General features: G+C 70.0%; 14 protein-coding genes. 7 read left to right on the forward strand and 7 right to left on the reverse strand.

What is annotated here, in order from left to right; all coding sequences use genetic code 11:
* Positions 1 to 128: 128 nt before the first annotated feature.
* A complete protein-coding gene (gene ileS / locus ACIRVH_RS20035) occupies positions 129 to 3,272 on the reverse strand; it encodes an isoleucine--tRNA ligase (RefSeq protein ID WP_403954963.1) in 3,144 nt (1,047 codons plus the stop codon).
* A 600-nt stretch (positions 3,273 to 3,872) separates the two neighbouring features.
* On the opposite strand from ileS, the gene ACIRVH_RS20040 reads away from it, so the two are divergent.
* The 5 genes from ACIRVH_RS20040 (at position 3,873) to ACIRVH_RS20060 (ending at position 9,311) form a co-directional block, all read left to right on the forward strand.
* Complete coding sequence (locus ACIRVH_RS20040) at positions 3,873 to 5,486, forward strand: TraR/DksA family transcriptional regulator (RefSeq protein ID WP_403954966.1); 1,614 nt, start codon at positions 3,873 to 3,875, stop codon at positions 5,484 to 5,486.
* Between the two features lie 67 nt (positions 5,487 to 5,553).
* Positions 5,554 to 6,156 (forward strand): signal peptidase II, encoded by a 603-nt coding sequence (gene lspA, locus ACIRVH_RS20045; RefSeq protein ID WP_403954968.1) that lies wholly within the window; start codon positions 5,554 to 5,556, stop codon positions 6,154 to 6,156.
* 74 nt (positions 6,157 to 6,230) lie between these two features.
* The gene (locus tag ACIRVH_RS20050) at positions 6,231 to 7,175 is read left to right on the forward strand and encodes an RluA family pseudouridine synthase (protein WP_403954970.1); all 945 of its coding nucleotides are present in this window, start codon (positions 6,231 to 6,233) and stop codon (positions 7,173 to 7,175) included.
* Positions 7,172 to 7,639: a GNAT family N-acetyltransferase gene (locus ACIRVH_RS20055; protein ID WP_403954973.1), complete on the forward strand. Its 468-nt coding sequence runs from the start codon at positions 7,172 to 7,174 to the stop codon at positions 7,637 to 7,639. The genes ACIRVH_RS20050 and ACIRVH_RS20055 overlap by 4 nt, the downstream gene beginning before the upstream one ends.
* 85 nt (positions 7,640 to 7,724) lie before the next feature.
* The gene (locus ACIRVH_RS20060; RefSeq protein WP_403954975.1) at positions 7,725 to 9,311 is read left to right on the forward strand and encodes a Na+/H+ antiporter; all 1,587 of its coding nucleotides are present in this window, start codon (positions 7,725 to 7,727) and stop codon (positions 9,309 to 9,311) included.
* Between the two features lie 40 nt (positions 9,312 to 9,351).
* Here the strand turns inward: ACIRVH_RS20060 and ACIRVH_RS20065 are convergent, their stop codons facing one another.
* Positions 9,352 to 10,434 (reverse strand): mechanosensitive ion channel family protein, encoded by a 1,083-nt coding sequence (locus tag ACIRVH_RS20065; protein WP_403954978.1) that lies wholly within the window; start codon positions 10,432 to 10,434, stop codon positions 9,352 to 9,354.
* A 107-nt stretch (positions 10,435 to 10,541) separates the two neighbouring features.
* On the opposite strand from ACIRVH_RS20065, the gene ACIRVH_RS20070 reads away from it, so the two are divergent.
* Positions 10,542 to 11,120: a dienelactone hydrolase family protein gene (locus ACIRVH_RS20070; protein ID WP_403954981.1), complete on the forward strand. Its 579-nt coding sequence runs from the start codon at positions 10,542 to 10,544 to the stop codon at positions 11,118 to 11,120.
* Between the two features lie 62 nt (positions 11,121 to 11,182).
* Here the strand turns inward: ACIRVH_RS20070 and ACIRVH_RS20075 are convergent, their stop codons facing one another.
* From ACIRVH_RS20075 to ACIRVH_RS20095, 5 genes are all read right to left on the reverse strand, one after another.
* Positions 11,183 to 11,533 (reverse strand): hypothetical protein, encoded by a 351-nt coding sequence (locus ACIRVH_RS20075; RefSeq protein WP_403954984.1) that lies wholly within the window; start codon positions 11,531 to 11,533, stop codon positions 11,183 to 11,185.
* Positions 11,534 to 11,629: 96 nt separating this feature from the next.
* On the reverse strand, positions 11,630 to 13,300 hold the full coding sequence (locus tag ACIRVH_RS20080) for an alkaline phosphatase D family protein (RefSeq protein ID WP_403954986.1): 1,671 nt from the start codon (positions 13,298 to 13,300) through the stop codon (positions 11,630 to 11,632).
* A 92-nt stretch (positions 13,301 to 13,392) separates the two neighbouring features.
* Positions 13,393 to 14,202, reverse strand: coding sequence for a thioredoxin domain-containing protein (locus ACIRVH_RS20085; protein WP_403954988.1), 810 nt, complete (start codon positions 14,200 to 14,202; stop codon positions 13,393 to 13,395).
* Between the two features lie 66 nt (positions 14,203 to 14,268).
* A complete protein-coding gene (locus tag ACIRVH_RS20090; RefSeq protein WP_403954991.1) occupies positions 14,269 to 14,952 on the reverse strand; it encodes a hypothetical protein in 684 nt (227 codons plus the stop codon).
* 67 nt (positions 14,953 to 15,019) lie between these two features.
* Positions 15,020 to 16,345 carry a DUF2252 domain-containing protein gene (locus tag ACIRVH_RS20095; RefSeq protein WP_403954994.1) on the reverse strand — a complete coding sequence of 442 codons (1,326 nt, stop codon included), beginning with the start codon at positions 16,343 to 16,345 and terminating at the stop codon, positions 15,020 to 15,022.
* A gap of 248 nt (positions 16,346 to 16,593) precedes the next feature.
* Between ACIRVH_RS20095 and dnaE the strand changes: the two genes are divergently transcribed.
* Positions 16,594 to 20,133, forward strand: coding sequence for a DNA polymerase III subunit alpha (dnaE, locus tag ACIRVH_RS20100; protein ID WP_403954997.1), 3,540 nt, complete (start codon positions 16,594 to 16,596; stop codon positions 20,131 to 20,133).
* Positions 20,134 to 20,179: the final 46 nt, after the last annotated feature.

Here is a 20,179-nt window from a genome sequence, read left to right on the forward strand (position 1 = left end):
ACGCTCGGCTGGGAAACCCCAGCCGAGCGCCTGCATAAACTGCTCGCGGCCTGATCAACACAACCACCTGTTGCAATGACCCCTAGAAAGCGCCCGCCGGAGGCCGGGCCCTTTCAAACGATCAGCGCTTACGCCTTGCGCAGCCGGAACGTGAGGGAAAGCCCCTCGTCGGTGAACGGCTCGCCGAAGCTGTCGTCCGCCTCACCCTGGCCGAAGTCGGTCGACAGGACCTCCTCGGCGATCAGTTCGCTGTGCTCGGTCAGGGCCGCGATGACCGCCGGGTCCGTGGAGGTCCAGCGCAGCGCGATCCGGTCGGCGACGTCCAGACCGCTGTTCTTGCGGGCCTCCTGGATCAGCCGGATCGCGTCACGGGCCAGGCCCGCCTGCCGCAGCGCCTCGGTGATCTCCAGGTCCAGCGCGACCGTCGCGCCCGAGTCGGACGCCACCGACCAGCCCTCGCGCGGGGTCTCCGTGATGATCACCTCGTCCGGGGCGAGGGTGACCGTCTCCCCGTCGACCTCGACCGACGCCGTGCCCTCGCGCAGGGCCAGGGACAGCGCCGCCGCGTCCGCGTTCGCGATGGCCTTGGCCACGTCCTGGACGCGCTTGCCGAACCGCTTGCCCAGGGCGCGGAAGTTCGCCTTGGCGGTGGTGTCCACCAGCGAGCCGCCGACCTCGGACAGCGACGCCAGCGCGGAGACGTTCAGCTCCTCGGTGATCTGGACGTGCAGCTCGGGGTCCAGGTTCTCGAAGCCGGTGGCGGCGATCAGGGCCCGGGACAGCGGCTGGCGCGTCTTGACGCCCGACTCCGCGCGCGTGGCACGGCCCAGCTCCACCAGCCGGCGGACCAGGACCATCTGCTTCGACAGGTCGGGGTTGATCGCGCCGAGGTCCGCCTCCGGCCATGCGGCCAGGTGCACCGACTCCGGGGCGCCCGGGGTCACCGGCACGACCAGGTCCTGCCACACCCGCTCGGCGATGAACGGGGTGATCGGGGCCATCAGCTTCGTGACCGTCTCCAGCACCTCGTGCAGCGTGCGCAGCGCGGCCTTGTCGCCCTGCCAGAAGCGGCGGCGCGAGCGGCGGACGTACCAGTTGGACAGGTCGTCGACGAACGCGGAGAGCAGCTTGCCGGCGCGCTGGGTGTCGTACGCCTCCAGCGCCTGGGTCACCTGGTCCGTGAGCGCGTGCAGCTCGGACAGCAGCCAGCGGTCCAGCACCGGGCGGTCGGCCGGGGCGGGGTCCGCGGCGGACGGCGCCCAGTTCGACGTACGGGCGTACAGCGCCTGGAAGGCCACCGTGTTCCAGTACGTGAGGAGCGTCTTGCGGACGACCTCCTGGATGGTGCCGTGGCCGACCCGGCGGGCCGCCCACGGGGAACCGCCGGCCGCCATGAACCAGCGCACCGCGTCCGCGCCGTGCCGGTCCATGAGCGGGATCGGGTCCAGGGTGTTGCCCAGGTGCTTGGACATCTTGCGGCCGTCCTCGGCGAGGATGTGGCCCAGGCACACGACGTTCTCGTACGACGACTTGTCGAAGACGAGGGTGCCGACCGCCATGAGGGTGTAGAACCACCCGCGCGTCTGGTCGATCGCCTCGGAGATGAACTGCGCCGGGTACCGGCTCTCGAACAGCTCCTTGTTCTTGTACGGGTAGCCCCACTGCGCGAACGGCATCGAACCCGAGTCGTACCAGGCGTCGATCACCTCGGGCACGCGCGTGGCGGTCTTGCCGCAGCCGTCGTGACGGCAGGCGAAGGTGACCTCGTCGATGTACGGGCGGTGCGGGTCCAGGCCGGCCTGGTCGGTGCCGGTCAGCTCGGTCAGCTCCGCGCGGGAGCCGACGCAGGTGAGGTGGTCGTCCTCACAGCGCCAGATCGGCAGCGGGGTGCCCCAGTAGCGGTTGCGGGACAGCGCCCAGTCGATGTTGTTGTTCAGCCAGTCGCCGAACCGGCCGTGCTTGACCGTCTCCGGGAACCAGTTGGTCTGCTCGTTCTCCTGGATCAGGCGGTCCTTGATCGCCGTGGTGCGGATGTACCAGGAGGGCTGCGCGTAGTAGAGCAGCGCGGTGTGGCAGCGCCAGCAGTGCGGGTAGCTGTGCTCGTACGGGATGTGCTTGAAGAGCAGACCGCGCTGCTGGAGGTCCTCGGTGAGCTTCTCGTCGGCCTTCTTGAAGAAGACGCCGCCGACCAGCGGGACGTCCTCCTCGAAGGTGCCGTCGGGCCGGACCGGGTTCACCACCGGCAGGCCGTACGACCGGCAGACCCTGAGGTCGTCCTCACCGAAGGCGGGGGACTGGTGGACCAGACCCGTACCGTCCTCGGTCGTGACGTACTCGGCGTTCACCACGTAGTGGGCCGGCTCCGGGAACTCCACGAGCTCGAACGGACGTTGATACGTCCAGCGCTCCATCTCGGCACCCGTGAAGGACTGGCCGGTGGTCTCCCAGCCCTCGCCGAGCGCCTTGGCGACGAGCGGCTCGGCGACGACGAGCTTCTCCTCGCCGTCGGTCGCGACGACGTAGGTCACCTCGGGGTGCGCGGCGACCGCCGTGTTGGACACCAGGGTCCACGGGGTCGTCGTCCACACCAGGAGCGCGGCTTCGCCGGCGAGCGGTCCGGAGGTGAGCGGGAAACGGACGTACACGGACGGGTCCACGACCGTCTCGTAGCCCTGTGCCAGCTCGTGGTCGGACAGGCCGGTGCCGCAGCGCGGGCACCAGGGGGCGACGCGGTGGTCCTGGACCAGCAGGCCCTTGTCGAAGATCTCCTTCAGCGACCACCAGACGGACTCCACGTACTCGGGGTCCATGGTCCGGTAGGCGTCGTCGAGGTCGACCCAGTAGCCCATGCGGGTGGTCAGCTCGGAGAAGGCATCGGTGTGCCGGGTCACCGACTCGCGGCACTTGGCGTTGAACTCGGCGATGCCGTACCTCTCGATGTCCTGCTTGCCGGAGAAGCCCAGCTCCTTCTCGACCGCCAGCTCCACCGGGAGGCCGTGGCAGTCCCAGCCGGCCTTGCGGGCCACGTGGTAGCCGCGCATGGTGCGGAAACGGGGGAAGACGTCCTTGAAGACCCGCGCCTCGATGTGGTGGGCGCCGGGCATGCCGTTCGCGGTGGGCGGGCCCTCGTAGAACACCCACTCCGGGCGGCCCTCGGACTGCTCCAGGGTCTTGGCGAAGATCTTCTGGTCGCGCCAGAAGTCGAGCACGGCGTGCTCAAGCGCGGGCAGGTCGACCTGGGCGGGCACCTGGCGGTACGTCGGCGCTGTCATCTGCGAGCATCCTCCAACGGACTTGCTGCCTTCCGTCGGAGGGACGAGAGCCTTCATTCCTGCTACGCCGTGTGCGGCGCGCTCCCGCGGTACCACCCTCCTTGGCTCCCCGTCGCGCCGTACGCGCCGGTGAGCCCCCTCATTGGGGTCGCGAAGCCGGCTCTACTCGCCGTGGGGCCTCCACGGCTTTCTTCCGGCGGCTCCGGGGTGATCTTCACGTCGCGCTCGCCCCCGGGCTCACACCGTCCCCGGGTCGCTCTGGGCTGCGTACGTCGCTACTCGTCCCCATCCACGCTTTTCGCTTCGCCCAGTGTACGGCGCCGCGCGGACAGCGGCCGACCGCTTTTCGGGGCCCGCGCGGCCCTGCCGAGGCGGCGGCGGGATGACCCGAATGGCGAGGGGTACGGGTGCGCGCATCCGGGCGCGCCCGGCTCGGCGGATTACCCGGCGGGGAGCTGGGCACAACGGATGCAGGTCCGCTGCGCGGGGGGTGCGGGCGGGCGAATCGGGCGGTGTGCCCCGTTGCCGCGGGACTCAAGTCGATTTATCGTCCCAGCACGATTCGCGGGCAAGATCACAATATGTGAAGGGGTCGCGGCCATGGTGGCGAAGAAGACCGCCGTACAGCAGCCGGCGACCGGCCGCTCCCAGGGAGCCGGCCGCACGAAGACCACGCGCGCGGGTGCCGCCTCGGCCGGCCGGGCGGGACCGGAGAAACCGGTCCACTCCCGCGCCGACGGAACAGCGCGCTCCGACCACCCTCCGGGCAGCACGGCACCCGCCAGGACGGCGAAGAAGCCGCCCGGGGAGGAGCCGAGCGCTGCCACGACGAGCGCGCCCGCCGCGGCGGCGGAGGCCCAGCGGAAGCGGGGCTCCACGGCGAAGAGGAGCGCTACGGCGGGGGCCGGGAAGGGCACGGCCGTCGAGGACGCCGGGAAGGGCACGGCGGTCGGGAAGGCCGGGACGAGCGCTTCGGTCGGGAAGGCCGGGACGAGCGCTTCGGTCGGGAAGGCCGAGAGTGCTTCGGCCGGGGAGGCTGGGGAGAGCGCTCCGGTCGGGGAGGCCGGGAAGAAGACGGCGACTGGCGAGGCGGGCGCGAAGGCTGCCGCCGGCAAGGCGGGCGCGGGGAAGGCGGGCACCAGCAAGGCGGGTGCCGGAAGGACGGCGGCCGGGAGGACGGCTGGCAAGAAGGCCGCGGTTGGGGATGTGGTGGTCAAGCAGGCTGTGGCCGGCAAGGCGGCTGGGAAGAAAGCGGGCGCCGGGAAGGCCGCGGCTGAGAAGACGGTGGCCAAGGAGGCAGCGGCCGAGGAGACGGCACCGAAGAAGGCTGCGGCGAGGAAGGCAGTGGCCAAGAAGACGGCGACGGCCGCCGAGGACTCGGCTGCGAAAGCGGTGGCCAAGAAGGGCGCGGCCAAGGAAGCGGTCGCCGAGGACTCGGCCGCGAAGGCGGGAGCCAAGAAGGCAACGGCCAAGGTGACGGGCGCCAAGAAGACGGCTGTCGGCAAGAAGGGGGCCGGGAAGGGCGCCGTCGCTGAGAAGGGGGGCGAGAAGGCGGTGGAGGTGGCTTCCGAGGTGGTGGCCGCCGAGGAGACGGTCGCCGGTGGAGTCGTGAAGGGCGCCAAGAAGGCCGCCGGCAAGAAGGCGGTCGGCGAGGGCGTCTCCACAAGGGCGGCCGGGAAGAGCACGGCCAAGAAAGCGGGCGCGGCGCGGGCCGCGAAGCAGACGGGAGCCACGACGGTGGTTGCGAAGAAGACTCCTGGCACGGCCACGGCGGAGCAGACGGCCGTTCCCAAGGCGCGGGTCGCCGCGGTGGAGCCCGGCGAGCTGGCGGTGCGCCCGGGCGAGGACCCCTGGACCCCGGAAGAGGTCGCGGAGGCCCGCGCCGAGCTGCAGTCCGAGGCGGAGCGGCTGCGGACCGAGATCAGCTCCTCCGAGGCCTCCCTGGTGGGTCTGATGCGGGACTCCGGGGACGGCGCCGGAGACGACCAGGCCGACACCGGCACCAAGAACATCACGCGCGAGCACGAGATGGCGCTGGCCGCCAACGCGCGCGAGATGCTCATCCAGACCGAGCGCGCCCTGGAACGGCTCGACGCGGGCACCTACGGCCTGTGCGAGAACTGCGGAAACCCCATCGGAAAGGCCCGCATGCAGGCGTTCCCGAGGGCCACGCTGTGCGTGGAGTGCAAGCAGAAGCAGGAACGTCGCTCCTGAGCACGAGGGCCCGCCGAGACGTGCCGTAGTCTCGTCCCCAGTCAGGCACCTAGGTTGAGGGACTCACGTGGCAGAGGCGGAGCGCATCATCGGTACGCCGGACACCCCGGACGACAGCGGCGAGCAGACGTCCGGTGTGCCCGGTGCGGGTGAGCAGGGGGCGGCGGCGCCGCAGCGGACCGGCCGCGGGCGCCGGATCGCGGTGCTGTTCGCGGTGGCCGCGTTCGCGTACGCCCTCGACCTGATCAGCAAGATGATCGTGGTCGCGAAGCTGGAGCACCACGCCCCGATCGAGGTGGTCGGGGACCTGCTGGAGCTGCACGCCATCCGGAACCCGGGCGCGGCCTTCGGCTTCGGCGCGGCCTTCACGATCATCTTCACGCTCATCGCGGCCGCCGTGATCGTGGTGATCATCCGCCTGGCCCGGAAGCTCTACAGCTTCCCCTGGGCGATCGCCCTCGGCCTGTTGCTCGGCGGCGCGCTCGGCAACCTCACCGACCGGATCTTCCGGGAGCCCGGGATCTTCCAGGGCGAGGTCGTGGACTTCATCGCGCCCAAGGGCTTCGCGGTGTTCAACCTGGCCGACTCGGCGATCGTGTGCGGCGGCATCCTGATCGTGCTGCTGTCCTTCCGCGGCCTGGACCCCGACGGCACCGTCCACAAGGACTGACGCCGACCGGCACCGCGGGGGCGTTGTCCACAGGCTCGTTCGGAGCCGTCGGAGCCGTCCGGCATACTCGTCGGGTGAGCACGATTCCCGAGATCCGTACCCTGCCCGTGCCCGACGGCCTGGAGGGCGAGCGCGTAGACGCCGCCATCTCCCGCATGTTCGGCTTCTCCCGCACCAAGGCCGCGGAGCTGGCCGCGGCCGGCAAGGTCCAGGTCGACGGGACGGTGGTCGGCAAGTCCGAGCGGGTGCGCGGAGGCGCCTGGCTCGAGGTCGAGATGCCGCAGGCACCCGCGCCCGTCCAGGTGGTCGCCGAGCCGGTCGAGGGTATGGAGATCGTGCACGACGACGATGACGTGGTCGTGATCGTCAAGCCGGTCGGCGTGGCCGCGCACCCCTCGCCGGGCTGGAGCGGCCCGACCGTCATCGGCGGCCTCGCCGCCGCCGGGTACCGGATCTCCACCTCCGGCGCCGCCGAGCGCCAGGGCATCGTGCACCGCCTGGACGTCGGCACCTCCGGCCTGATGGTCGTCGCGAAGTCCGAGTACGCGTACACGTCGCTCAAGCGCCAGTTCAAGGAGCGCACGGTCGACAAGCGCTACCACACCCTCGTCCAGGGCCACCCGGACCCGACGAGCGGCACGATCGACGCCCCCATCGGCCGCCACCCGAACCACGACTACAAGTGGGCGGTCACGGCCGAGGGCAAGCCCTCCGTGACCCACTACGACCTCATCGAGGCCTTCCGCGCCGCCTCCCTGCTCGACGTGAAGCTGGAGACCGGCCGCACCCACCAGATCCGCGTCCACATGTCCGCCCACCGCCACCCCTGCGTCGGCGACCTGACCTACGGCGCCGACCCGACCCTCGCCAAGCGGCTGCGCCTGACCCGGCAGTGGCTGCACGCGGTGCGGCTCGGCTTCGAGCACCCCGGAGACGGGCAGTGGGTGGAGTTCGCCTGCGACTACCCGGAGGACCTGCAGAACGCCCTCGACCAGGTCCGCGAGGAGACGTGGGCGTGAGCACGCCGTACACCGTCCGGATCGCCGAGGACCCCGCCGACCGCGAGGCCTGCTTCGCGGTGCGCAAGAGCGTCTTCGTCGTCGAGCAGGGCGTCCCGCAGGACATCGAGTACGACGCGTACGACGCCGTGGCCGTGCATGTGCTGGCGGTCCGCGAGGACGGCGTGCCGCTCGGCACCGGCCGCCTGCTGTACGGCGAGGAGGCCGCCGCGAAGACCGGCGGGGACGCCTCGGTGGGCTCCCTGGGGCGGCTCGCCGTCACCCGTGAGGCGCGCGGGCTGGGCGTCGGCGTGGCCCTGGTGCGGGCCGTCGAGGAGGCGGCACGCGCGCGTGGCCTGGCCGCGGTGGACCTGCACGCGCAGACCCACGCCCTGGGCTTCTACGAGCGCCTCGGGTACGAGGCGTACGGCCCGGAGTACCCGGAGGCCGGGATCCCGCACCGGGCGATGCGGCGCGTTCTGTAGCCGAGGTGCCGTGACGGCCGGGGCGCGGGGGGCCGTGGCAGGCTGGACGCCTGCCGTGTGATCGTCGACTCCCGGAGCGCCTGCCGTGGATCAGTTGACCCTGTTGTTCGTGGTGCTGCTCGGGGCCCTGGTGAGCGTCCCGGTGGGGGAACGGCTCGGGGTGCCGGCGCCGGTGCTGATGACCGTGCTCGGCGGGCTCCTGGCGGTGGCCGCCTTCGTGCCCGACGTGGACATCCCGCCCGAGCTGATCCTGCCCGGACTGCTGCCGCCGCTGCTCTACGCCGCCGTAAGGCGGACCTCGTGGCGGCAGTTCGCGGCGAACAAGCGGCCGATCTTCCTGCTGGCCGTCGCCCTGGTCTTCGTGACGACGATCTGCGTGGCCGCCGTCGCCCATGCGATCGTGCCTGGCCTGCCGGTCGCCGCCGCCGTCGCGCTGGGCGCGCTGATCGCCCCGCCCGACCCGGTCGCGGCCACCGCCGTCGCCGGGCAGCTCGGGCTGCCGCGCCGACTGGTGTCGATCCTGGAGGGCGAGGGGCTCTTCAACGACGTCACGGCCATCGTGCTCTACCACGTGGCGATCGCCGCCGCCGTGAGCGGGGAGTTCTCGGCCTGGCGCGCCGGTCTCGACCTGGTCCTGTCGGCCGTGGTCGCGGTCGTGGTGGGGCTGGCGCTCGGCTGGGGCGCCAACAGGCTGATGGACCTGCTCGGCGACCCCACGCTGCAGATCGGGATGACCCTGCTGGTGCCGTACGCCTCCTACGTGCTCGCGGAGGAGCTGCACGGGTCCGGGGTGCTCGCCGTGCTCACCACGGCCCTCTTCCTCGCCGAGTACGCCACCGACGCCGACGACGTGATGACCCGGCTGGCCGGGTACACCTTCTGGGACATCGTCGACACGCTCGTCACCGGCGTCGCCTTCGGGCTGATCGGCCTCGAACTGCACAACGCGATCAGGACGGCGACCGGGCGCTGGGGCGAGCTGCTCGGCTGGGCCGCCATCATCGTCGGCGTCGTCGTCCTCGTACGGCTGCTGTGGCTGATGCCCGCGACCTGGCTGACCAAGCGGCTGCACGCCCGGCGGGACTACGACGAGGACATCCCGGTGAGCTGGCGGGAGACCGTGGTGATGTGGTGGTCCGGGATGCGGGGCGTGGCCTCGGTGGCGCTGGCGCTGGCGATCCCGCTCAGGACGGACGACGGATCTCCCTTTCCCCAGCGCAATGAGATCATCTTCATCGCGTTCGGGGTGATCATCGCCACGCTGGTGCTGCAGGGGCTGACTCTGCCCTGGCTGGTGAAGCGGCTCGGGGTGCGGGCGGACTCCGAGCGGGAGAAGGAGTTCGAGGAGGAGTTGGCGCGACGGGCCACGAAGGCCGCGAGGCGGAGGCTGCGGGAGATCGAGCAGGTGGAGGAGTTGCCGGAGGAGTTGTCGGAGCAGATGCTGCGGCGGGCCTTCGACATCGGGATCCGGATCAGCCCGGACATGGGGGAGACGGAGCGGCGGGAGGCGCATCAGCAGCGGGAGCGGCGGGTGAAGCGGGTGCGGCGGATTCAGGGGGAGCTGTTGAGTGCGGCTCGGCACGAGGTGCTGGCCGCGCGGAGTGAGCCGGGGGCGGATCCGGAGATCGTGGATCGGGTGCTGAGGCATCTCGATGTGCGGAGCTTGCGCTGAGATTCTTCCTCCCACCCGCGTACCGCCTGTTTTCGTCGCGTCAACGGTGGTATCGGGTCGAGCCGTTGGGGGAACGTGTGGGTTGCCACGGTGGGAGGGTCGCGTCCGCTGTGTTGACGCGGGGCAGGGCGTACGGGTGTTCGGTCGTCAGCCAGGTGATCATTTGTTCGCGGACGGTGACTCGGACCGTCCAGATGTCGTCCGCGTCCTTCGCGGTCACCAGGGCGCGGATCTGGATGGTGTTCGGGGTGGCGTCCGTCACGTAGAGGTTGGAGGTGCGGCCGTCCCAGGCCGGGCACTGGCGCAGGATGTCGCGGAGCCGCTCGCGCATCGCCTCGATCGGCGCGCTGTGGTCGAGGTGCCAGAAGACGGTGCCCGTCATCTGCGGGGTGCCCCGCGACCAGTTCTCGAAGGGTTTGGAGGTGAAGTACGACACCGGCATCGTGATCCGCCGCTCGTCCCAGGTGCGGACCGTCAGGAAGGTCAGGGTGATCTCCTCGACGGTGCCCCACTCCCCGTCCACCACCACCGTGTCGCCGATGCGCACCATGTCACCGAAGGCGATCTGCAGCCCCGCGAACATGTTCGACAGCGTCGACTGGGCGGCGACACCGGCGACGATGCCGAGGATGCCGGCGGAGGCCAGCAGCGAGGCACCGGCCGCGCGCATCGCCGGGAACGTCAGCAGCATCGACGCGCTCGCCACCACGATCACGATCGCGGAGACCACCCGCATGATCAGCTCCACCTGGGTGCGGACCCGGCGCACCCGGGCGGCGTCCGGGTGGGCGCGCGCGTACCGGGTGTAGGAGGTCTCGACGACCGCGGCGGCGATCCGGATCACCAGCCAGGCAGCGGACCCGATCAGCACCAGGGTCAGGGCCCGGCCCATGCCGGCCTGATGCCGTTGCAGCAGTTTCGTGTGGTCGTAGGAGCCTCTGAGCAGGGCGGTGCACAGGACGAGCTGATAGGGGATGCGGCCGCGCCGCAGCAGGTCCCACAGCGGGGTGTCGGGGTTTCGCTCGTCGGCCTTGCGCAGCAGCCGGTCCGTGGCCCAGCCGATGGCCACGGTGAGCAGTACCGAGCCGCCGAGCACGATCAGGGGGCGGAGCACGTTCTCCATGCCTTCGCGTCTTACCAGACTCGCGGGCTCCTGAACCTGCGTCTTCGTGGCGCACCAGGGGGAGGCCGCGCTACGGCGTTGTCGTACCCGGCTGGCACCATGGCCTCATGAACATCATGCTCTTGCACTCGGCCTACGGGCTCAGGCCCGCGGTGGGCGAGGCCGCGGACCGGCTGCGCGCGGCGGGCCACGAGGTGTGGACGCCGGACCTCTTCGAGGGGCGCACGTTCGACACGGTCGAGGAGGGGATGGAGTTCAAGCAGCGGATCGGCAAGGAGGAGTTGCTGAAGCGGGCCGTGCTGGCGGCGGCGCCGTACTCGGAGCGGGGGCTCGTGTACGCCGGCTTCTCGCTCGGCGCCTCCATCGCGCAGACCCTCGCCCTCGGCGACGAGAAGGCACGCGGCCTGCTGCTCCTGCACGGCACCTCGGACCTCGCGCCGAACACGCAGGTGGACGAGTTGCCCGTGCAGTTGCACGTGGCCGAGCCGGACCCGTTCGAGACGGACGACTGGCTGAGCGCCTGGTACCTGCAGATGGGCCGGGCCGGGGCCGATGTGGAGGTCTACCGGTATGCCGGCGCCGGGCACCTCTACACCGACCCCGAGCTGCCGGACTACGACCGGGAGGCCGCCGAGGCCACCTGGCGGGTGGCGCTCGGCTTCCTCGACGGCCTGCGGGCGGCGTAGGCAGCAAGTGGCCCGGGCCTGCTGTCAGCCGCGATCACCGGCGTTGTCGAACGTCGGGAACCTCAGCCCGGGAAGCACTCCTTGGGCGGGTGCACCAACGACATGAAGTGCCCGGACCACACCCACGCCGTCGGCTGGGAGTCGTAGATCCGGAACCACCGCGCCCCCGAGGGGGTCCTGGTGGTCGAGCACTGGATCCGCAGGGTCGTCTTGAACGGCTCGACGCGGAACCTCCTCGACGAGTCGGTGGGCTGCGCGTACGTGGGGGCACCGTGGGTGTCCAGCACGGTCAGATTGACGAAGGCCGGCGCCGCCGAGGCTTCCTGTGCCTGAGCGACGGAGGCGAGTCCGGCGAGGGTCATGGCAGCCGCGATCGTCGCGGTCTTCTTCAAGGCACCTTGGGGGGTGGCCATGTGTCTCCAATCATGAGGATGGTGACGAGTTGTCAACCACCCCGTCCGATGTGGCAATTTTCGCGCTGGTTGCCTCGGACCGGCCGGAGTGATCGGCTACACCGGGGTGTAGGTCCGCTCGACCTGCTGCGTGCCGCTGCGGGTGGAGTAGGAGCGCACCCACTTGGAGGTCGCGTTCGCGTCGGTGCGGTCGGACAGGACGTAGTAGTCCATCTGCGCACGGTCGGCGGTGATGTCCAGGACGCCGTAGCCGTGGCGGTCCGTGTCCACCCAGTGGACGTGCCGGTTGGCCGCCCTGATGACCGGTGAGGCGATCGCGGAGACGGTGCCTTCGGGGACCTTCACGATGTCGTCGAGGTTGTCGGAGGTCACCGAGGTGACCACGAACTCGGTGGCCGCCGAGGCCGACAGCGGGTAGGTGCCCGCGTCCACCGGCACGTCGTTGGCCCACGCCATGTGGATGTCACCGGTCAGGAAGACGGTGTTGCCGATGGCGTTGGAGCGCAGGTGGTCCAGCAGCTCGCGGCGGTCGTCGGTGTAGCCGTCCCACTGGTCGGTGTTGGCGGCGATCCCCTCCTGCGGCAGCCCGAGCAGCTTGGCGAGCGGCTTGAACAGGTCGGCGGAGAGCGAGCCGAAGGAGAACGGCGAGATCATCACCGAGTTGCCGACCAGCCGCCACTTGGTGTCGGAGGCCTTCAACCCGGCCTTCAGCCAGTCGAGCTGGGCCCGACCGGTGATCGTACGGTTCGGGTCGTCCACCGAGCCGCTCGCCGTGGCGGCCTGCTGGGAGCGGAAGGAGCGCAGGTCCAGCAGGGAGAGGTCGGCGAGCTTGCCGAAGCGCAGCCGGCGGTAGGTGGTGCCGGCGATCGCGGGGCGGACCGGCATCCACTCGAAGTAGGCCTGCTTGGCGGCGGCCTGACGGGCCGTCCAGGTGCCCTCGGCGCCCTCGGTGTGGTTGACCGCGCCGCCCGACCAGGCGTTGTCGGCGAACTCGTGGTCGTCCCAGATCGCGATGACCGGCGCCTTCAGGTGCAGCGCCTGCAGGTCGGGGTCGGTCTTGTACTTCGCGTGCCGGATCCGGTAGTCGGCGAGCGTGAGGATCTCGTTCGCGGGCGCGTGCGGGCGCACGACCGTGCCCCGGGCCGCGTACTCGCCGGACTTGTACTCGTAGATGTAGTCGCCGAGGTGCAGCCAGGCGTCGAGGTCGGTGCGGGCCGCGAGGTGGCGGTAGGCGGAGAAGTAGCCGGCCTCCCAGTTGGCGCAGGAGACCACGCCGAAGCGCAGGCCGGAGACGGCAGCGTCCGCCGCCGGCGCGGTGCGGGTACGCGCCACCGGGGAGTTCGTGTCGCCGGCCGAGAAGCGGAACCAGTAGTCGGTGGCCGGTTGCAGGCCGCGGATGTCGGCCTTGACGGTGTGGTCGGAGGCGGCGGTCGCCTTGGTCGAGCCCTTGGAGACGACGTTCGTCAGCGCCTTGTCCGTGGCGACGACCCAGCTCACCTCGGTGTCCGGGCCGATCCCGGAGCCGGGTATCGCCTCCGGGGTCGGGGTCACCCGGGTCCACAGCAGCACGCCGTCGGGCAGCGGGTCGCCGGAGGCGACGCCGTGCAGGAAGGCGGGGGTGTCCGTGGCGGCGCGCGCCGGCAGGGCGGCGGCGAGCGGGCCGGCCAGGACAGCAGTCGCCGCCGCGGCCTTGACGACCGTACGGCGGCGGGGAGACAGGGAGTTGAGGCGCTTGGCGGCCTCGGATGGCTTGTATCGACTGGTCACGACCGATCAGGTTACTGATCGGTACGCGTCAGAGCGGGCGAACTCCGAAAGTTCGCCCGCTCTTCATCTGAAGGCCGGTTTCCGAGGAGCCGTCAGCCCTTCAGGGCCGCGTCCACCCCGCTGTTGAAGTCGGCCACCGTCAGGATCACCTTGCCGCCGCTGAGCTTCTTGCCGTCCATGACGAAGCTCGGGGTGCCCGTGACGCCTTCCTTGTTGTCGTCGAACGTCTTCGACATGGCCATCGCCCAGGCGTCGTAGGTGCCCTTCTCGACCGCGTCCTGGAACTTCGTGTTGTTCTTCAGCGCGGGCACGGTGTCGGCGACCTTGATGAGGTAGCTGTCGTCCTTGAACTTGTCGGTCTGCTCGTCCGGGTGCCACTTCGCGGAGTACAGAGCGGTCTTGTACTCGACGAACGCCTCGGGGCTGACGTCGAGCGCGGCACCCAGCGCGCTCAGCGCGTTCTTGGAGCCGACGCCGTTGTCGTGGTTGTCGATGAACGTGCCGCTGATGAACTGCAGCTTGAACTTGCCGTCGTCGATGTCCTTCTTCACGGTCGAGCCGACGACCTGCTCGAACTGGGCACACACGGGGCAGCGCGGGTCCTCGTAGATCTTGAGCGTCTTCTTGGCGCTGTCCTTGCCGATGACGACGGTGGTGCCGTTCGTGCCCGTGGTGTTGGCCGGGGCGACGACCTTGGCGTCCTTCAGGCCCTCCCAGTAGCTGGGCTTGTTCATCTGGACGACGGCGTAGCCGATGCCGCCGGCCGCGGCCAGCACGCCCACGACCGAGGCGGCCACGATGATCTGCCGCCTGGCCCTGTCGCGCTTGGCCTGCCGCTCGCGCTCCTGGCGCAGTCGTTCCCGGGCCGCCGTCTTCGCCGTCTGGCTGTTCCGCTTGCTCATGTTGGTGATCTCCATGGGGGACGCGCACACGTCGTACGCGGGATACGTAAGGGGGACTGATCGTGCTCAGATGAATGCCGGAGAGCACGGCGGTCCACGCCGTCCCAGGGAGTGCACGAGGAGCCGGTCGCGTGCGGTGACCGGGCGGGGGGCCGGGCGCGGCGGCCGGCGTGCGGGCAGGAGCCGCACGGCGACTGCGGCCACCGCGAGCAGCAGCGGCCGGAAGGTGGTGGCGGCGACCGCGCGCAGTAGCTGGGTGAGGGCACGCTCGCCCCGCCGCAGCCAGGCGGCGGCCAGCAGCCCGACGCCGATGTGCGCGGCGAGCAGCAGCCAGGCGGCGGCCGGGCTGGCGTGCGCGAGCAGTGCCGCGCCGCCGCGGCCCGAGGCGCCGGTGACCTGAGCCAGCGGGGTGCCCACGCTGCCTTGGCACAGCACGTCCAGGCCGAGGGCGCGCAGCGGTCCGGCGACCGGCCCGCCCGCCCTGCCGTAACAGGCGTGCTGGCCGGTGGTGAACACCGTGTCCGCGGCCAGCTCCAGCGGGATCAGCAGGGCCGCGATCCGGCCGAAGCCACGCTCGCGGCCCGCCAGCGCGTACGCGGTCAGGAACACACCGGTGGCGACCGTGGCGACGGTCGACACCGGCAGCGGGGCCCTGGACAGCAGAACGTGCGACGCGGTGCTGAGCGTCACGACCACGGCCGTGAACAGCGCCGCGCGCACGGCTCTGAGCTGGGTCCCGGAAATGTCCATAGCGAAAGCAGAGTCTGTCACGTACGCGAGTAAGAGACCCCTAAAGAGTGCCTGTGAGTGTGCGAGGTTACAGCCCCGGAATCCGGCCGTTGCGGAACAGGTCGACGAAGATCTGGTGGTCGGCACGCGCGCGTGCGCCGTACTCGTGCGCGAAGGCCACCAGCACGGGCGCGAAGCCCTCCTCGTCGGCCGCGAGTGCCGCGTCGATGGCCCGCTCGGTGGAGAACGGCACCAGGGACTCGCCGGAGGTGTCGTCCGCCGCCGCGTGCATCGTGGCCGTGGCCCGGCCGAGGTCCGCGACGACGGCCGCGATCTCCTCCGGGTCGTCGATGTCGCTCCAGTCCAGGTCGACGGCGTACGGCGAGATCTCGGCGACCAGCTGGCCCGCGCCGTCCAGCTCGGTCCAGCCCAGCCACGGGTCGGCGTGCGCCTGCAGGGCGCGCTGGGAGATCACCGTGCGGTGGCCCTCGTGCTGGAAGTACTCCGCGATCGCCGGGTCCGTGATGTGCCGGGAGACGGCCGGCGTCTGGGCCTGCTTGATGTAGATCACGACATCGTTCTCCAGGGCGTCGCTGTGGCCCTCCAGAAGGATGTTGTACGACGGCAGGCCGGCCGAGCCGATGCCGATGCCGCGACGGCCCACGACGTCCTTCACCCGGTACGAGTCCGGGCGGGCCAGGGAGGAGTCCGGAAGGGTCTCCAGGTAGCCGTCGAAGGCCGCCAGCACCTTGTAGCGGGTGGCGGCGTCCAGCTCGATGGAGCCGCCGCCCGGCGCGAAGCGGCGCTCGAAGTCGCGGATCTCGGTCATCGAGTCCAGCAGCTCGAAGCGGGTCAGCGAGCGGGCGTCACGCAGCGCGTCCAGGAGGGGGCCCTGCGCGGAGTCCAGCGTGAACGGCGGCACCTCGTCGCTCTTGGCGCCGGTGGCCAGGGCGTGGATGCGCTCGCGGTAGGCGGCCGCGTAGATCGTCACCAGCTCGGCGATCTGCTCGTCGCTGAGCGCCTTCGCGTACCCGATGAGCGCGACGGAGGCGGCGAAGCGCTTCAGGTCCCAGGTGAACGGGCCGACGTAGGCCTCGTCGAAGTCGTTGACGTTGAAGACCAGGCGGCCGTTGGAGTCCATGTACGTGCCGAAGTTCTCGGCGTGCAGGTCGCCGTGGATCCACACCCGCGAGGTGCGGTCGTCCAGGTACGGGCCGCCGCGCTTCTCGGCGTCGAGGTCGTGGTAGAAGAGGGCCGCCGTGCCCCGGTAGAACGCGAACGCCGAGGCCGCCATCTTCCGGAACTTCACCCGGAACGCGGCCGGGTCGGCGGCCAGGAGCCGGCCGAAGGCGGTGTCGAAGACGGCGAGGATCTCCTCGCCGCGCTGCTCGTCGTTGAGCTGGGATACCGACATCGCGGGGTGCCTCCTGGTGCAGGACGGGTGGTGCTGGAATGTGCATGAAGGGGTACGACAGCGCTTCCGCCGTCTCCAACGGGCGACGCCTCGCGGGAGTGCCCGGTTCCCGCACGAAGGTACGTCCGGATCGCCCGCGGGTGTCAGTGGCGGGGCATAGGATTCGACGTTGTCCCCCAGACCGTCCGCAGTCGGTCCACAGCCGGTCGGAAGATCGTAGACGCCTGTTTCCCTTGGAGGCCGAAACCGTGTCAAAGCCGCCCTTCACGCACCTGCACGTCCACACCCAGTACTCGCTGCTGGACGGTGCCGCGCGGCTCAAGGACATGTTCGACGCCTGCAACGAGATGGGCATGACGCACATCGCCATGTCCGACCACGGCAACCTCCACGGCGCGTACGACTTCTTCCACACCGCGAAGAAGGCCGGAATCACTCCGATCATCGGGATCGAGGCGTATGTCGCCCCCGAGTCCCGGCGCAACAAGCGCAAGATCCAGTGGGGCCAGCCGCACCAGAAGCGCGACGACGTCTCCGGTTCCGGTGGTTACACCCACAAGACGATGTGGGCCGTGAACAAGACGGGCCTGCACAACATCTTCCGGCTCTCCTCCGACGCCTACGCCGAGGGCTGGCTGCAGAAGTGGCCCCGGATGGACAAGGAGACCATCGCCCAGTGGTCCGAGGGCATCGTCGCCTCCACCGGCTGCCCCTCCGGCGAGGTCCAGACCCGGCTGCGCCTCGGCCAGGAGGAGGAGGCCCTCAAGGCCGCCGCCGACTACCAGGACATCTTCGGCAAGGACCGGTACTTCCTGGAGCTGATGGACCACGGCATCGAGATCGAGCACCGGGTCCGTGAGGGCCTGCTCGACATCGGCAAGAAGCTCGGCATCCCGCCGCTGGTCACCAACGACTCGCACTACACGTACGCGCACGAGGCGGGCGCCCACGACGCCCTGCTGTGCATCCAGACCGGCAAGAACCTCTCCGACCCGGACCGCTTCAAGTTCGACGGCACCGGCTACTACCTGAAGTCCACGGACGAGATGTACGCCATCGACTCCTCGGACGCCTGGCAGGAGGGCTGCGCCAACACGCTCCTCGTCGCCGAGATGGTCGACACCACCGGCATGTTCGAGGCCAAGAACCTCATGCCGAAGTTCGACATCCCCGACGGCTACACCGAGGTGACCTGGTTCAAGGAGGAGGTCCGCCGCGGGATGGAGCGCCGCTTCCCGGGCGGCATCCCCGACGACCGCCAGAAGCAGGCCGAGTACGAGATGGACGTCATCATCCAGATGGGGTTCCCGGGCTACTTCCTCGTCGTCGCCGACTTCATCATGTGGGCCAAGAACAACGGCATCGCGGTCGGCCCCGGCCGAGGCTCCGCGGCCGGCTCGATCGTCGCCTACGCCATGGGCATCACCGACCTCGACCCGATCCCGCACGGCCTGATCTTCGAGCGCTTCCTCAACCCCGAGCGCGTCTCCATGCCCGACGTCGACATCGACTTCGACGAGCGCCGGCGCGTCGAGGTCATCAGGTACGTGACGGAGAAGTACGGCGCCGACAAGGTCGCCATGATCGGCACGTACGGCAAGATCAAGGCCAAGAACGCGATCAAGGACTCCGCGCGCGTGCTGGGCTACCCGTACGCCATGGGTGACCGGCTCACCAAGGCGATGCCCGCCGACGTCCTCGGCAAGGGCATCGACCTCGACGGCATCACCAACCCCTCGCACCCGCGCTACAACGAGGCCGGCGAGATCCGCGGGATGTACGAGAACGAGCCGGACGTCAAGAAGGTCATCGACACCGCGAAGGGCGTCGAGGGCCTGGTCCGGCAGATGGGTGTGCACGCCGCCGGCGTGATCATGTCCAGCGAGCCCATCGTCGACCACGCCCCGATCTGGGTGCGGCACACGGACGGCGTGACCATCACGCAGTGGGACTACCCGCAGTGCGAGTCGCTCGGCCTGCTGAAGATGGACTTCCTCGGCCTGCGCAACCTGACGATCATGGACGACGCCGTCAAGATGGTGAAGTCCAACAAGGGCATCGACCTCGACCTGCTGGCCCTGCCGCTCGACGATCCGAAGACCTTCGAACTCCTCCAGCGCGGCGACACCCTGGGCGTCTTCCAGTTCGACGGCGGACCCATGCGCTCGCTGCTGCGGCTGATGAAGCCCGACAACTTCGAAGACATCTCCGCCGTCTCCGCGCTCTACCGTCCGGGCCCGATGGGCATGGACTCGCACACCAACTACGCGCTGCGCAAGAACAAGCTCCAGGAGATCACCCCGATCCACAAGGAGCTGGAGGAGCCCCTGGAAGAGGTCCTGGCCGTCACCTACGGCCTGATCGTCTACCAGGAGCAGGTCCAGAAGGCCGCCCAGATCATCGCGGGGTACTCGCTCGGCGAGGCCGACATCCTGCGCCGCGTGATGGGCAAGAAGAAGCCCGACGAACTGGCCAAGAACTTCGTCCTCTTCCAGAAGGGCGCCCGCGACAAGGGCTACAGCGACGAGGCCATCCAGGCCCTGTGGGACGTGCTGGTCCCCTTCGCCGGCTACGCCTTCAACAAGGCGCACTCCGCCGCGTACGGCCTGGTCTCGTACTGGACCGCCTACCTGAAGGCGAACCACCCCGCCGAGTACATGGCCGGGCTGCTCACCTCGGTCAAGGACGACAAGGACAAGTCGGCCGTCTACCTCAACGAGTGCCGCCGCATGGGCATCAAGGTGCTCCCGCCGAACGTCAACGAGTCGGTGCACAACTTCGCGGCGCAGGGCGACGACGTGATCCTCTTCGGCCTGGAGGCCGTGCGCAACGTCGGCACCAACGTGGTCGAGTCGATCATCAGGAGCCGCAAGGCCAAGGGCAAGTACGCGTCCTTCCCCGACTACCTCGACAAGGTCGAGGCGGTCGCGTGCAACAAGCGCACCACGGAGTCGCTGATCAAGGCCGGCGCCTTCGACACCATGGGGCACACCCGCAAGGGCCTCACCGCGCAGTACGAACCGATGATCGACAACGTGGTCGCGGTCAAGCGCAAGGAGGCCGAGGGGCAGTTCGACCTCTTCGGCGGCATGGGCGAGGAACAGAGCGACGAGCCCGGCTTCGGACTCGACGTGCAGTTCACCGACGAGGAGTGGGACAAGACCTATCTGCTCGCCCAGGAGCGGGAGATGCTCGGTCTGTACGTCTCGGACCACCCGCTCTTCGGCCTGGAGCACGTGCTGTCCGACAAGGCCGACGCGGGCATCGCCCAGCTCACCGGAGGTGAGCACGCGGACGGCGCGGTGGTCACCATCGGCGGCATCATCTCGGGCCTGCAGCGCAAGATGACCAAGCAGGGCAACGCCTGGGCGATCGCCACGGTCGAGGACCTCGCCGGTTCCATCGAGTGCATGTTCTTCCCGGCGACGTACCAGCTCGTGTCGACCCAACTCGTCGAGGACGCGGTCGTGTTCGTCAAGGGCCGGCTCGACAAGCGCGAGGACGTGCCGCGGCTGGTCGCGATGGAGCTCCAGGTGCCCGACCTGTCGAACGCGGGCACCAACGCGCCGGTGATCCTCACCATCCCGGCGGTCAAGGTCACCCCGCCGATGGTCAGCCGCCTCGGCGAGATCCTCAGCCACCACAGGGGCGAGAGCGAGGTCCGCATCAAGCTCCAGGGGCCGACGAAGACGACGGTGCTCCGGCTGGACCGGCACCGGGTGAAGCCGGATCCTGCGCTCTTCGGAGATCTGAAGGTGCTGCTCGGCCCGTCCTGCCTGGCGGGCTGAGCCGATGCGGCGGGAAGGGGCGCACCCTCGGCGGGTGCGCCCCTTC

It is taken from the genome of Streptomyces sp. NPDC101165 (assembly GCF_044768135.1).
GTDB lineage: Bacteria > Actinomycetota > Actinomycetes > Streptomycetales > Streptomycetaceae > Streptomyces.

Bases quoted from the DNA above. Each gene is read 5' to 3' on its own strand.
- ACIRVH_RS20065 (WP_403954978.1), bottom strand. From the start codon at position 10,434: ATGGAGAACGTGCTCCGCCCCCTGATCGTGCTCGGCGGCTCGGTACTG.
- ACIRVH_RS20075 (WP_403954984.1), bottom strand. From the start codon at position 11,533: ATGGCCACCCCCCAAGGTGCCTTGAAGAAGACCGCGACGATCGCGGCT.
- ileS (WP_403954963.1), bottom strand. From the start codon at position 3,272: ATGACAGCGCCGACGTACCGCCAGGTGCCCGCCCAGGTCGACCTGCCC.
- ACIRVH_RS20090 (WP_403954991.1), bottom strand. From the start codon at position 14,952: ATGGACATTTCCGGGACCCAGCTCAGAGCCGTGCGCGCGGCGCTGTTC.
- ACIRVH_RS20070 (WP_403954981.1), top strand. From the start codon at position 10,542: ATGAACATCATGCTCTTGCACTCGGCCTACGGGCTCAGGCCCGCGGTG.
- ACIRVH_RS20085 (WP_403954988.1), bottom strand. From the start codon at position 14,202: ATGAGCAAGCGGAACAGCCAGACGGCGAAGACGGCGGCCCGGGAACGA.
- ACIRVH_RS20095 (WP_403954994.1), bottom strand. From the start codon at position 16,345: ATGTCGGTATCCCAGCTCAACGACGAGCAGCGCGGCGAGGAGATCCTC.
- ACIRVH_RS20040 (WP_403954966.1), top strand. From the start codon at position 3,873: ATGGTGGCGAAGAAGACCGCCGTACAGCAGCCGGCGACCGGCCGCTCC.